We start from the raw sequence: 12,685 nt of genomic DNA on the forward strand, positions 1-12,685 counted from the left end.
CCGAGAGTGCCACACGGACCTGAGGGGCGCGCAACCGGAATGCGGGGAAAGATCGATGACATGCCCAGTCCTGGCGCCGCAGCGTCCGGACAGGTCGCAGACAGCCCGGTTGCGAGCGGTGGCGTGGTCGGGGTCCGCCCGATGCATGATGGGGGCGTGGGTGCGGATACAGGACGGGGCAGCCGGTGACGGGCAGAGCGGCGGGAGTCCGAGCGGGACGCCCGCGAGCGACCTCGCGGGCCGTGCTGGAGCGCCTCGGTTTCGAGTTGTTCGACCGGCAGGGCTTCGACGCCACGACGGTCGACGACATCGCGGCCGCCGCCGGCATCGGGCGCCGCACCTACTTCCGCTACTTCGCGTCCAAGAACGACCTCGTGTGGGGCGACTTCGAGGAGCAACTGGTCAGGCTGGAGGAGCTGTTGGCGGCCACCGATCCGGCCGCCCCGATGATGGACGCGCTGCGCGACGCCGTCGTCGAGTTCAACCGGTTCGACCCGGCGGTGGTGCCCTGGCACCGGCAGCGCATGGCCCTCATCCTGCGGGTGCCCGCGCTCCAGGCCGACTCGGCGGTGCGCTACACCTCGTGGCGGGCGCTGGTCACGGAGTTCGCCGCCCGTCGTACCGGACTGGCGCCCTCGGACCTGCTGCCCCGGCTGATCGGGCACGCGGCGCTGGCCGCATGCGTGACCGCGTACGAGCACTGGCTGACGGAGGAGACGGCGAGTCTGAGCGACCTCCTGGACCAGGCCGTGCGACAGCTCGCCGCCGGCTTCGACGAGCCCGCCCTCGCCGTGCTCCGGGGCACCGGGCAGGGAGAGCGCCTGCGGTGATTCAGTCCTCGCGCTGCTGAATACGTTCGCGTTCTTCTATTGGACCTGCGGGCCGAGGCGGGTTCAGGCTGGTGTGCGACCGGTGCGGTGCAACCGCTTGCCGGCGCCCAGCGTCCCGCGACAGCCCGGAAGAGGTCACGAGCCCATGCACACGCGACGCATCGGTGATGCCGAGGTCAGTGCGATCGGTCTGGGCGGGATGCCCATGTCGATCGAGGGGCGGCCGGACGAGGCCCGTTCGCTCGCCACGCTGCACGCCGCCCATCGCGTTCCTGCCCTGGAGCCCCCTCGGCGGCATCTCCCGGGCCCGTGAACTGGGCTCCGCCTACGCGCCGTTCGCCCGAATCGCCGAGGAGCACGGGGTGAGCCCGCAGCGTGTGTGCCTGGCCTGGATGCTCGCCAAGTCGCCGGACGTCGTACCGATCCAGGGCGCCAGCCGCCCGGAGACGATCCTCGACTCCCTCGACGCGGCCGACCTGGTCCTGACGGCGGACGAGATCGCCGTGCTGGATGCGGTGTGGTCCGGCACACCCGGGGGACAAAGCGCTGCTGAAAGCCCCATGATCCGAACGTTCGGAAGGAACCGCCACCAATGGCCTCGCCGTTGGAGAGACCGCTCGACCACCGCTACCGGGGCGAGCATCCCGTCCGTACCCTCGCCTACCTGTTCCGTGCCGACCGCAGGCGCCTGGCCGCAGCGGTCGGCATCTTCACGGTCAAGCACAGCCCCGTCTGGCTGCTGCCGCTGATCACCGCCTCCATCATCGACACCGTCGTCGAGCATCGGGCGATCACCGAACTCTGGCTCAGCACCGGGATCATCCTGCTGATCCTGCTCGTCAACTACCCCCTGCACATCCTCTACGTCCGTCTCCTGTACGGCAGCGTGCGCCGCATGGGGACCTCCCTGCGCTCCGCTCTCTGCATCCGTATGCAGCAGCTGTCCATCGGCTACCACTCCCGCGTCAGCGCCGGCGTGCTCCAGGCCAAGGTGGTCCGGGACGTGGAGACCGTCGAGCAGATGGTGCAGCAGACCGCGGAGACCGGGCTCGGTGCGGGCACCGTGCTCATCGGCGGCCTCGTCATCATCGGCATCCGCACACCGGAGTTCCTGCCGGTCTTCCTCGTCGTGGTCCCCGCCGCCGCCCTCGTCGTGGCCCGCCTCCGCGCCCGGCTGCGCACCCACAACGAGCACTTCCGCCACGAGGTCGAGACCCTGTCCTCCCGCGTGACCGAGATGACCCGTCTCATCCCGGTCACCCGCGCCCACGGCCTGGAGGGCAAGGCGCTGCGGCGCATGGACGGCACCCTGCACCGCCTGCTCACCTCCGGGATGCGCCTCGACCTCGTCAACGGCCGCTTCGGCTCGCTGGCCTGGGTGGTGCTCAACGTCGTCGGCGTGCTGGTCCTCGCCGGTGCGGCGCTGGTGTCGTACTACGACGTCTGGGGTGTCACCGCCGGCGACGTCGTCATGCTCAGCGCCTTCCTGACCACGCTCACCAACTCCACGACCACGTTGGCGGGTCTCGCCCCGGTCATCACCAAGGGCCTGGAGTCCGTCCGCTCGATCGGCGAGGTCCTGCAGGCGCCCGAACTGGAGGACAACGAGGGCAAGTCGGAGGTCTCGGAGGTGCGCGGGGCCGTGGCCTTCGAGCAGGTCGGCCACGTCTACGGGGACGGCGAGCGGCCCGCCGTGCACGACTTCACCCTCTCCGTGCGGCCGGGGGAGACCATCGCCCTCGTCGGCGCGTCCGGGGCGGGCAAGTCCACCGTCCTCAACCTCGTCATCGGCTTCATCCGCCCGACCTCGGGCCGGCTGCTGCTCGACGGCACCGACATGAACACCCTCGACCTGCGCACCTACCGGCGGTTCGTCTCGGTCGTGCCGCAGGAGTCGATCCTCTTCGACGGCACGATCCGCGAGAACGTCGCCTACGGCATGGAGGACGAGGCCGACGAGGCGGCGGTGCGCGCGGCGCTGCGGGACGCCAACGCGCTGGAGTTCGTGGAGCAGCTGCCGCAGGGCCTGGACACCCTCGTCGGCGAGCGTGGCGCCCGGCTGTCCGGTGGCCAGCGACAGCGCCTCGCCATCGCCCGCGCCCTGATCAGGAATCCCAGGGTGCTGGTGCTCGACGAGGCGACCTCCGCCCTCGACACCCGCTCCGAGGCCCTGGTGCAGCAGGCGCTCGCCCGGCTGCTGCGCGGACGGACCACGTTCGTGGTGGCCCACCGGCTGTCCACCGTGCGCGGCGCCGACCGGATCGTGGTCATGGGCGACGGGCGCGTCCAGGAGATCGGCACGCACGACGAACTCCTGCGCCGGGGAGGGGCGTACACGGCGCTGCACAGCGGACAGGTCGCCTGACGGCACCAGCACCCGTCAGGCGGCGCTGCTCCGTGGGACGCGGTGCGGGCAGGTCGCGTCGTGCTCGGTGCCGCAGCTCGTCCACCAGCGTTCGCAGCACGCGGCGTCGAGCTCGGTGCGCACGACCTCGTCGTCGGCACCGGGCCCGACGCCCCGCAGCCGCCGTTCGGTCGACGGCGCACGCGGCTCGGCCTCGCGCACGACGGCGACCAGGGGGACGAGGCTCGCGGCGGCGAAGAGACCCGCGGCCCACCAGGGGCCGTGCCGGAACTCGTGGACCGTGGTCAGGGCGAGACCGGAGCTCGTGCTGACGTAGAGCGCGCAGAGCAGGCGCTGGGGGCAGTTCATGGGCGTACACCGTTCGTGCGTCCGTGCTGAGGGGCTGCCCCCTGTTCAACTGCCCGCGTGCCCGGGGGGAAGCGGGTCGGTGCCGTACCCGCCGAAACGTCACTCCTGTGGGTTTCGCACTGGTGGGATTCGAGCGTCAGTCGGGTGCTCGGCGACAGGATCCCGTCAATCGCGAGCCGGAGAGCGGGAGATGAGATTGATCTCCCCCTGCCCGGGCACACGCAGCGGAAAATCGAGAGAGGGGCTCTCCGTGCTCGTTCCGGATCCGAAGGTCGTCAGAAAGCTGCTGACGCGGTACGCATCGCTGCGGATCGCCGACGCGGAGCGGGGCAACCCGGCGACGACAAGGGAGTTGGAGGATGTCAGCTACACACTCTGCGTCATGATGGGCACCACCGGCATCCGCGACGCGGTCGCGAAGGCGGACGCCCTGCTCCTCGGTGTGGGCCGGACGGCGTCCACGGTGGAGGAACCGGCGCGACGCGGCGGCCTGTTGGCCGTGTGAGACCGCGTCGGCACCAGGTCCGCAGGCTCACACGCGCACTGCCGGGGAGCCCGACTTCCCGTGGAAGGCCGAGCGATAGCCCTGCGGACTGGTGCCGACCACCCGGCGGAACCGCTCGCGGAACGCGGTCGGTGAACCGAACCCCGCCTGCTGCGCGATCCGTTCGATCGGGTGGTCGCTGTTCTCCAGCAGGTACTGGGCACGCCGCACCCGCGCCCGCAGCAGCCACTGCAGCGGTGTGGTGCCCGTCTGCTCGCGGAACCGGCGGCCGAACGTCCGCTCGCTCATCCCCGACCGGGTCGCCAGGGCGCCCAGGGTGATCTCCCGGGCCAGATTGTCCTCGATCCACTCCAGGACCGGTTCGAGCGTCGAGCCGCGGGGCACGGGCGGATGGTCATGGACGATGAACTGGGCCTGTCCGCCCTCCCGTTCGAGAGGCATGACGGACATCCGGGCCGCGTCCGCGGCGACCGCCGAGCCGAAGTCGCGGCGGATCATGTGCAGGCACAGGTCGAGGCCCGCCGCGGCACCGGCCGAGGTGAGGATCTGCCCGTTGTCGACATAGAGGACGTCCGGCTCCACCCGTACCTCCGGAAAGCGGCGCGCCAGCTCCTGTGCGGCCACCCAGTGCGTGGTGGCGTGCAGCCCGTCCAGCAGCCCGGCCTCGGCCAGCACGAAGGCACCCGCGCACACCGAGGCGATCCGGGTGCCCGCCGCGGCCGCCTGGCGCAGCGCCTCCAGAACGGGCCCGGGCGTCGGTCCGGCCGCCGGGGAGCAGCCCGGCACGACGACCGTGTCCGCGTCCGCCAGTGCCTCAAGACCGCGCTCGACGCGCAGCGAGAAGCCGCCGTCGGCCCGTACCTCCGGCGATGCGGCGCACAGCCGGACCCGGTACGCGGGGCGGCCGTCGGGCAGCCGTGTCCAGTCGAAGACCTGCATGGGCGCCGCCATGTCGAACGGCACCACCTGGTCGAGAGCCAGGATCGCCACGGTGTGCATGAACGACACGATAGGCGGATTCCCGCCAGCCCCACCACACCGGGCCGAGGGAAGAGCAGCAGGCCCCCGCGGTTGGCGGGAACCCGTCGGAAGCTGTCGTTTCAGCCTCTGGGCGACCTCGCACGGAGATCCCTAGCGTGGGCGGCCGAACACCTCCGAACCACCCTGGACGCCACCCCATGACGAAGTTCCTGCTGTCCCTCCATGTCCTGGCCGCCATCGTCGCCATCGGCCCCGTGACCGTCGCGGCCAGCATGTTCCCGCCCGCCGTGCGCCGCGCGGACCCCTCCGGGACGGCGGCGGACACCGTCGCCCTGCTGCACCGCATCTGCCGGGTCTACGCCCGCTTCGGCGTGGCCGTGCCGGTGTTCGGCCTCGCCACCGCCGTCGCGATGGGTGTCCTGGGTGATGCCTGGCTCATCACCTCCATCACCCTGACCGCCGTGGCCGCCGGCATCCTGGTCGCCTTCGTACTGCCCCGTCAGGAGGAGCTTCTCGAAGAGCTGGGCGCCCGACAGACGGTCGAGCGCGCCCACACCGTCCAACTCGCCATGTTCACCGGGATCTTCAACCTGCTGTGGGCCACGGTCACCGTTCTGATGATCGTTCGCCCAGGTTCCACGACGGGAGCCTGAGTCAAGCCGAACGGTGGAATTCACCCCGCAGGGTGCAGGGGCGCCTAGACTCGGCAGCTGCGCCCATACATATGGGCCATGACACGAAAGGCACGTTGACGGGTGTTCCAGGATTCCCCCATCTATGACCGACTCATCGCGGAGCGCGGCGACGTCCCCACTCAGGTTCGCAGGGAGGCCGAGCGAGTCAGCAGGGAACTGGAGTTCGTCATGCAGCCCCTCCGCTCCATGGACCGCTCCCACTACGGAGAACTGCCCTCCGCGCCGCCCGCCCCGCAGTGGCAGCGGGCGGCCCTGCCCGGACCCGGGCAGCGGTGAGGCTCAGGGGACCACGGTGTCCCTGCCATTGACGCGCCCCGCACCGTCCGGCACGGGCCGGGCCAGCCACTCGGCTATCGAGCGGGCGATCGGCTGACCCGTCTCCACCTCGACGAAGCCGAACTGCCCCGACTGATTGCACTCCAGGAACCACCACGTCCCGTCGGCGTCCTCGGCGAAGTCGAAGGCGCCGTAAGCCAGTTCGGCGTCGCGAACGTATGCACGCACCCCCTCGGCGACCCGTGGCGGGACGTCGGTGGGGCGCCACGGAGAGGTGGGGGAGGCGAAACGGACGTCCACCTCGTCGTCCTCCGCGGTCGTCTTCCGCGCGGCCAGCATCCGGTCGCCCACCACCGTGAGCCGTATGTCCGCCCGCTTGGCGACCCGCCGCTGCAGCAGCGTGGGACCGAACGCGACGGCGGAGAAGTCCGTGTCCGGCGTGACCCGGCTGGTCGGCACCGCCCTCGGCGGGTCCTGCGGATGCGCCCCGGAGACCGGCTTGACCACCAGGTCCGGATAGCGCGCGGAGAACTCGCGGGCGGCCTGCGGAAAGGTCGTGATCAGCGTGGCCGGCACGGGCAGCCCGCAGCGCTGGGCGTGCCGCAGCTGCCAGGGCTTGTGCCGGGCCCGACGGGAGGCGTCGGGGTGGTTCATCCAGCGCGCCCCCGAACTGCGGAGCATCCCGTACAGCGCCTGTGACGACTCCTCGGTCAGCCACCCGGACGGCTCGGCCGCCCGGGTGGCCGCGGTGCCCGGCCGCCGCACCCAGACGGACCGCAGCCCGTTGATGCTCACCAGCCGGCCCCCCGACGACAGATGGCCCCGGAAGGCGCCGTGCACGTACTCGCCCGACAGCGCCACCCCCTCGGTCAGGTCGGCGGGGTCGAGACGGACCACCGGAACCCCCGTCGAATTGAGGTGGACGACCACCATGTCGGCGGTGACATCCGCCTCACAGGTCAGAATCAACACGGTCATCAGAGCCTGCCCGTGTTCAGTCGTCGAAGTGCGTCTTCGACCCCGCGGTCGAGGTCGTGGTCCCGAACTCTCTCAGCAGCGCGTGGTCGTGGGCGGCGATCCGCCCGTCCGAGAGCACGTTCAACTGCAGTCCGGTGTCGTAGGCGTACGGAGCGGTGACCTCCGACTCCGCTGCCGGACGTGCGTAGTTGAGCGCGAACGGTTGCATCGTCTCTCCCTCGTGGGTCCTGCGCCGATCCAGCGATGGTCACCTTGCGCCGTCGCTCGGGCCGCCGACTCCCGTCGGCTTCCTGAGACTTATACGAATCGAACGGGTGATTGGTTTCCTTACGCTGCGTAGTCATGGGCGGTTCATGGTCCGGACAATGGGGGAGACGTGGGCGAACTCAGGCAGGTTCACTGCCCGAGTGCCTGCGCATCGTGCGCAACGCGAGCAGCAGGACGCCGATGTCGTCGAGGTACACGGGGTCGGGCACCAGGTCGGCCGGCAGGAAGAAGTACGCGAGAGCTCCCCAGAAGACCCAGCGCGGGCCGGTCGGAAGTCCGGCCTGCCGCAGGCCGCGCCGGGCCCGGACCAGTCGTACGAACACCGCGACGGCAACGGCGAGGACGGCCGCTGCGAGGAGCACGGCGACAGCGATCCATCGGGTGGTGGTGTCCAACGGCCCTCCTCGTTCCGGTGCGCCCGCGAAGGGCGCGCGAATAACCGGATTCCCGCTCGGGGCGCCGGTATTGCCTGCCAGCGTCAAACCGGTGCACTCGAACACCAGTGGGAGTGGCGGGGTGGGGGTGCCGAAGCGGGAGTCATACCTGTGGCGCACCCGAGTGGCGCCCCCGGCGCGGACGCCCGGTAATGGTCACCGTAAGGTCGCGTGTCGCGCTTCGGGGACGCAACAGCGGCCGCATCCCCTCGCTTGGAGAGCCGCGCATGACCACTCGCTCGTCAACCCCGCAGTCGAACGATCCCGCCATACCCGCGACGGAGATCACCGACGCCCTGAGCCCGGCGCCCGTCGTCGTCGGGGGGAGCGGTTCGGCCTACGGCGATCCGGTGGACGGCCTGGTGCGTGCCGCCGTGGCCGACCGGCCGCTGGAAGAGGTGGCCCAGCTCATCACGCTGCTCGAACAGTCCCCCCTGTACGCACGGGCCACGGTCGACGCGCTTCGCGCGGTCGGTGTGAACCGGTCCGTGGACGACGTCACCCGGCTGGTCGTCCTGCTCACCCAGCCGCCGCGGGACGTGGCGAGCGCGGACGAGGCGATCCGCGCCGCGGCCGAGACCCGCCCGGTCGAGGACGTGACCCGGCTGATGGCCCTGCTGCAACAGGCACCGCTCGAGCCGCACTGCGGGCAGGAGGCGGTCAGGGCGGCCGCCACCGGCCGGTCCGTCGAGGAACTCGTGGAGCTGATCGGCCGACTGGCCCAGGAGCGCAAGGGAGCCCCTCCGCCGCAGACCACGGAAACCGCCGCGCCGACGGACGACGCGGACGACGCCGACCAGGACCGGAACCCGGCGAACCTCCCCGGCCTCGTGCGCCGCCGGCCCGCCGGACCTCCCCTCCGGCCCGCCCGCCTCACCGCGGTGGCCCTTCTCCTCTGCGCCGGCGCCCACTTCCCGGTGCACCAGGACGGGGTGTCCCTGCGCCGCTACGGTCTCGTCCTCGGTCTGGCCGGCCTGTGCGTGCTGCTCGGTCTGCTGGTGGCCGTGCGTCCTTCCGTGCCGGTACTGGCCGGAGCGGTCCTGGTGCCGGCCGCCCTGGCCGCGGCCCAGCTGTACGCGAGCCGCTTCGACTCGGGCCGGCTGTCCGCAGCCCTCGACCTCACACTCGCACCGGCCTGGATCGCCGGCCTCGCCGCCGTCTGCGCGGCACTCGCGGCGCTGACCGCCCTGGTCGTCCGGCTGGCCTCGCACACACCGGGGCGGAGCGCGGCGGACCGTCTGCTGGCGGAGTGATCGCGCGGCGGGCGCCGCGGCCGACGGTGACCGGACTGCCGTCGTGACCCCAGCGTCCGCGGCAGTTAGCCGACGCCGTTCTCGTCCCGTGGGGGCCGGCGAGGCTTGAAGCGTTCCAGGGTCCGGGTCAGCTGCTGCAGCGGCGAGCCCGGCTGTTCGGCGGACGGTTTCGGTGCCTCGGCGCCCGCCTCGCGGTAGGCGGCCAGCGCCTCGTTGGCGCGCTCGGCGGCCTCCCGGTACAGATCGCGGGACTTCGTCATCGCGTCGAGTGCCTCGGCGTACATGGCGACCAGCTCGCGCTGGCGGACCAGCTCCTCCTCGGCGGTCGTCAGCCGCCACTGCTCGCGCAGCGCGGTGAGCGCGTCCTCGGCACCCTCCGGCAGCGGCCTCGGCAGCCCGGCGAAGCGGGTCACGGCGTCGAAGAGTTCCGTGGGCCGGGTGCCGTCCAGGAAGACACTGCGCACGGAGAAGTCGTCGGCGTCGGTGTCGTGGTCGAGGGGCAGCGGGGACAGTACGACGGCTCCACCGCGCGGGACCTGGACGTCGAACTCCTTCAGCGCCCAGTTGACCGCCCGCAGCTGATGCGGCGCGGCCCGGTGCTCCACCACGCGGTGGCGCAGACTCGCCGGCAGATGCTCGGTCAGCGGCCGGCGGCCACGCTCGTCGGGGGTCATGGCCTCGTGGACGACGATGTGCAGCGCCCAGGAGTCGCGCACGCAGTCCCGCAGCAGGCGCCGCAGCTCCTTGTCGTCCTCGGGCAGCCGGTTGGCGTCCCGCAGGCGCAGACCGGCGACGGTGTCGTGGTCCCAGCCCGCGTCCGGACCCAGCGGCCAGAACATGCCGATGGGGGAGGCCCACGCCGCCTTCCACGGCTGTTCCGCCTCCGCGACCAGGACCCACTCCTCGCCGGACCCGAGCGTCAGCCGGGCCCGTACCGTCACGTCGCCGTCGACCCGCCAGCGGGCCTCGAAGACCTGCTCCTCCTTGAGTTCCAGGAAGTCGTCGACGACCGCGCCGTCCTTGAGCTGCTGGAGGTTGACGCGGAGCACGTCCGCGGCGGCGGATCCGACGTGACGGCCGCGGGCCGGCCACACGGTGGGGGGAAGGGCTGCGGGGGAGGTCTGCATGAGTCCATCTGTGGGGCGGGGTTCCGTGCGGCTACCAGTATCGTCACCGCCGGTCCGCGGAGGTCGGGCGGGGTCGGTATCCCGCCACCGTCCCCGTGCGAACCGCGCACTCGGGGTGTGCGCGATCCACTTCGGGTGGCCAGGGTTCACCCATGTCGGGGGTGCGATCCGCGCACCACAATGTCTGGGACGAACAGGGCCCGCCCACCATCCGCATTGGGGCGGGCCCTGTTCCCACTGACGCGCGCGACGGCTGCACCGCGGCCTTCACGGCGAGGACCGGGCCGCCGGTTCCGAGCAGGCTCTCCTGTGCGGCCGAGCCCGTGATCAGCTTGCCGAGACTTGTGGGCGTGAGGGACCCCGGCACCCACCCGCCTTCACCACCGCGGTTCAGCGTGGTGCGAGCGCGGCGAAGGCCTCGTCGAGCAGGGTGACCAGGTCGAGCCGGCCGTCGGAGGCCGTCCAGTGGTCGAGGGCGACCTGGAGACAGTCGATCGCGGCGGCAGCCCGCACGGTCTGGGCCAGCGTCGGGTGTCCCGCGGTGCCGGACCGCTCGGCCAGCGCCTCGACCAGCGCGGGCCGCCAGCTGTGCTGTTTCTCCAGGTGACGGGCGCACAGGGCCGGGGTCTCCCGGACCAGCCGGGTCGTCGCCAGCGATTCCTCCGGGTTCTCGTGATAGCGCGAGATGACGCTGTCCAGCGCGCCCCGCAGAGCCGTCCACTCGTCCTCGCCCGCCGGGCGGGCCCGCAGCGCGTCGGCCACCCGTCGGTCGTGGCCCTCGAAGGCGCCCAGGACGGCGTCCTCCTTGGTGCCGAAGTAGCGCAGGAAGGTGCTGCGCGACACTCCGGCGGCCGTCGCCAGGTCATCGAGAGTGACCTTGTCGAACCCCTCGCGACGGAACAACTCGAAGGCCACCTGTGCCAGTTCGGCCCGTACGGCGGCCCGGGCGATGTCTCTGGTGTTCGTACGCGCTGCTCCGGTCACCCCGTGATCGTACCGCTATCCCGACTCTCACTTGCAAGAGTGAAACTCGATGGCTAGCCTGACGCTCAGTTTCACATTGGACATCAAGAACCATGGAGGCGTGACCCTGTGCCCCAGACCCTCGGACTCATCGGCAGCGGAATGATCGGCGGCGCCATCGCCCGGATCGCCGTGGCCGCCGGACTGGACGTCGTCCTGAGCAACTCCCGCGGCCCCGAGACCCTCACCGGCCTCGTCGCCGAACTCGGCGGACAGGCCCGCGCGGCGACGCCCGTCGAGGCCGCCCGCGCCGGAGACCTGGTGGTCGCCGCCCTGCCGCTGAAGGCCTACCGGCAACTCCCGCCAGACGACCTCGCGGACCGGATCGTCATCGACGCGATGAACTACTTCCCGCAGCGCGACGGGACCGTCTCCGAGCTGGACTCCGGCGAGCCGGCCTCCAGCGTGCTGGTGCAGCGGCACCTGCCCGGCGCCCGGGTGGTGAAGGTCTTCTCCACCATCGACTTCCACCACCTGGTCACCCTCGCCCGCCCCGCCGGCGCCCCCGACCGCAGCGCCCTGCCCGTCGCCGGTGACCACGCCGGGGCCAAGGCCGAGGTGGTCGCGCTCCTCGACACGCTCGGCTACGACGCGGTGGACATCGGCGGCCTCGCCGGCAGCGGACGGATCAAGCCCGGCAGTCCGGCGTATGTCCAGCCGTACATGGGGGAGCGGCCCGAGGGGCTGAGTGCGCAGGAGGCGCAGCGGTGGTTCCTCGCGAGCCCCGGCGTGCCGGTTCCGGCCGCCCGGGTGAAGGAACTGGTCGAGGCCGGGAGCGCTGCCGCATGAGCACGATGATCGACATTGCCACGCAGGACGGCACCGCCGACGCCTATCTCGCCCACCCGGACGACGGCGCCCCGCACCCCGCCGTGCTGCTGTACATGGACGCCTTCGGGCTGCGCCCCCACCTCAAGGGCATGGCGGACCGCCTGGCCTCGGCGGGCTACACGGTCCTCGTCCCCAACGTCTTCTACCGCTCCGGCCGGGCGCCCCTGGTGGAGCTGCCCGACTTCATCAACCCGGCGGAACGCCCGGAGATCATCGCGAGCCTCCGCCCGGCCGCCCTCAGCCTCACCCCCGAGGGAGCCATGCGGGACGCGGCCGGCTACCTCGACTGGCTCGCCCGGTCCCCGCTGGCCACCGACGGCAAGGTGGGCGTCACCGGCTACTGCATGGGCGCGGGGCTCGCCCTGCGCACCGCCGGCACCCACCCCGACCGCGTCGCCGCGGCGGCCGGCTTCCACGGCGCGTTCCTCGCCGGCGATGCCCCGGACAGCCCTCATCTCCTCGCCGACCGCATCACCGCCGAGCTCTACTTCGGCCACGCCGACCAGGACTCCACCAATCCGGCCGACCAGATAGCCCGCCTCGACAAGACCCTCACCGCGGCCGGCGTCCGCCACCGCGCCGAGGTCTACCCCGGCGCCCTCCACGGCTTCACCCAGGCCGACACGGCGATGTACAGCGCCGAGGCGACGGACCGCCATTGGGCGGCACTGCTGGAGCTCCTGGGTCGCGCGCTCTGACCCCGCATTGACTGACAGGGCGTGTTGCCCTCGCAGAATATATCGGTAGCCGATATATTCTGTTCCATGGCATC

General features: G+C 71.8%; 16 protein-coding genes and 1 pseudogene. 10 read left to right on the forward strand and 7 right to left on the reverse strand.

Annotated elements, in window-relative coordinates:
- Nucleotides 1-185 precede the first annotated feature (185 nt).
- From mftR to TN53_RS10745, 4 genes and pseudogenes are all read left to right on the forward strand, one after another.
- Entirely contained in the window at nt 186-830 is a 645-nt protein-coding gene (mftR, locus tag TN53_RS10735; protein WP_046258241.1) for a mycofactocin system transcriptional regulator, read from the forward strand.
- A gap of 145 nt (nt 831-975) precedes the next feature.
- On the forward strand, nt 976-1,143 hold the full coding sequence (locus tag TN53_RS49490; protein WP_420719096.1) for a hypothetical protein: 168 nt from the start codon (nt 976-978) through the stop codon (nt 1,141-1,143).
- Nucleotides 1,094-1,345: pseudogene (locus TN53_RS44850) on the forward strand (aldo/keto reductase); the annotation flags it as partial. The gene TN53_RS49490 and the pseudogene TN53_RS44850, both read left to right, overlap by 50 nt.
- Nucleotides 1,346-1,422: 77 nt before the next feature.
- Nucleotides 1,423-3,195, forward strand: a complete 1,773-nt coding sequence (locus TN53_RS10745) for an ABC transporter ATP-binding protein (RefSeq protein WP_046258243.1) — start codon at nt 1,423-1,425, stop codon at nt 3,193-3,195.
- 15 nt (nt 3,196-3,210) lie between these two features.
- Here TN53_RS10745 and TN53_RS10750 read toward each other — a convergent pair whose 3' ends face one another.
- The gene (locus TN53_RS10750; RefSeq protein ID WP_052745172.1) at nt 3,211-3,543 is read right to left on the reverse strand and encodes a hypothetical protein; all 333 of its coding nucleotides are present in this window, start codon (nt 3,541-3,543) and stop codon (nt 3,211-3,213) included.
- Nucleotides 3,544-3,793: 250 nt separating this feature from the next.
- On the opposite strand from TN53_RS10750, the gene TN53_RS10755 reads away from it, so the two are divergent.
- On the forward strand, nt 3,794-4,048 hold the full coding sequence (locus tag TN53_RS10755) for a DUF5133 domain-containing protein (protein ID WP_046258244.1): 255 nt from the start codon (nt 3,794-3,796) through the stop codon (nt 4,046-4,048).
- Nucleotides 4,049-4,075: 27 nt separating this feature from the next.
- On the opposite strand, the gene TN53_RS10760 is transcribed toward TN53_RS10755, so the two are convergent.
- Nucleotides 4,076-5,047: a GlxA family transcriptional regulator gene (locus tag TN53_RS10760; protein WP_046258326.1), complete on the reverse strand. Its 972-nt coding sequence runs from the start codon at nt 5,045-5,047 to the stop codon at nt 4,076-4,078.
- Between the two features lie 179 nt (nt 5,048-5,226).
- On the opposite strand from TN53_RS10760, the gene TN53_RS10765 reads away from it, so the two are divergent.
- The gene (locus TN53_RS10765) at nt 5,227-5,682 is read left to right on the forward strand and encodes a DUF2269 family protein (RefSeq protein ID WP_046258245.1); all 456 of its coding nucleotides are present in this window, start codon (nt 5,227-5,229) and stop codon (nt 5,680-5,682) included.
- Nucleotides 5,683-5,784: 102 nt separating this feature from the next.
- Nucleotides 5,785-6,000, forward strand: coding sequence for a hypothetical protein (locus TN53_RS10770; RefSeq protein ID WP_046258246.1), 216 nt, complete (start codon nt 5,785-5,787; stop codon nt 5,998-6,000).
- Between the two features lie 3 nt (nt 6,001-6,003).
- On the opposite strand, the gene tgmB is transcribed toward TN53_RS10770, so the two are convergent.
- The 3 genes from tgmB to TN53_RS10785 all read right to left on the reverse strand — a co-directional run bounded on the left by tgmB (nt 6,004) and on the right by TN53_RS10785 (nt 7,640).
- Complete coding sequence (tgmB, locus tag TN53_RS10775) at nt 6,004-6,978, reverse strand: ATP-grasp ribosomal peptide maturase (protein ID WP_046258247.1); 975 nt, start codon at nt 6,976-6,978, stop codon at nt 6,004-6,006.
- A 16-nt stretch (nt 6,979-6,994) separates the two neighbouring features.
- Nucleotides 6,995-7,186 carry a putative ATP-grasp-modified RiPP gene (gene tgmA, locus TN53_RS10780; protein ID WP_046258248.1) on the reverse strand — a complete coding sequence of 64 codons (192 nt, stop codon included), beginning with the start codon at nt 7,184-7,186 and terminating at the stop codon, nt 6,995-6,997.
- 178 nt (nt 7,187-7,364) lie between these two features.
- Nucleotides 7,365-7,640, reverse strand: a complete 276-nt coding sequence (locus tag TN53_RS10785) for a YkvA family protein (protein ID WP_046258249.1) — start codon at nt 7,638-7,640, stop codon at nt 7,365-7,367.
- Nucleotides 7,641-7,906: 266 nt separating this feature from the next.
- On the opposite strand from TN53_RS10785, the gene TN53_RS10790 reads away from it, so the two are divergent.
- Nucleotides 7,907-8,932 carry a hypothetical protein gene (locus TN53_RS10790; RefSeq protein ID WP_052745173.1) on the forward strand — a complete coding sequence of 342 codons (1,026 nt, stop codon included), beginning with the start codon at nt 7,907-7,909 and terminating at the stop codon, nt 8,930-8,932.
- 65 nt (nt 8,933-8,997) lie between these two features.
- Here the strand turns inward: TN53_RS10790 and TN53_RS10795 are convergent, their stop codons facing one another.
- On the reverse strand, nt 8,998-10,059 hold the full coding sequence (locus TN53_RS10795; protein WP_052745174.1) for a hypothetical protein: 1,062 nt from the start codon (nt 10,057-10,059) through the stop codon (nt 8,998-9,000).
- Between the two features lie 390 nt (nt 10,060-10,449).
- Nucleotides 10,450-11,043, reverse strand: a complete 594-nt coding sequence (locus TN53_RS10800; protein WP_046258250.1) for a TetR family transcriptional regulator — start codon at nt 11,041-11,043, stop codon at nt 10,450-10,452.
- 108 nt (nt 11,044-11,151) lie between these two features.
- Here TN53_RS10800 and TN53_RS10805 point away from each other — a divergent pair, with 108 nt between their 5' ends.
- Complete coding sequence (locus TN53_RS10805; protein WP_046258251.1) at nt 11,152-11,871, forward strand: NADPH-dependent F420 reductase; 720 nt, start codon at nt 11,152-11,154, stop codon at nt 11,869-11,871.
- Nucleotides 11,868-12,611, forward strand: a complete 744-nt coding sequence (locus TN53_RS10810) for a dienelactone hydrolase family protein (RefSeq protein WP_046258252.1) — start codon at nt 11,868-11,870, stop codon at nt 12,609-12,611. Before TN53_RS10805 ends, TN53_RS10810 begins: the two co-directional genes overlap by 4 nt.
- Nucleotides 12,612-12,685 lie beyond the last annotated feature (74 nt).

The sequence above is a fragment of the Streptomyces sp. WM6386 genome, from assembly GCF_000972385.1.
GTDB lineage: Bacteria > Actinomycetota > Actinomycetes > Streptomycetales > Streptomycetaceae > Streptomyces.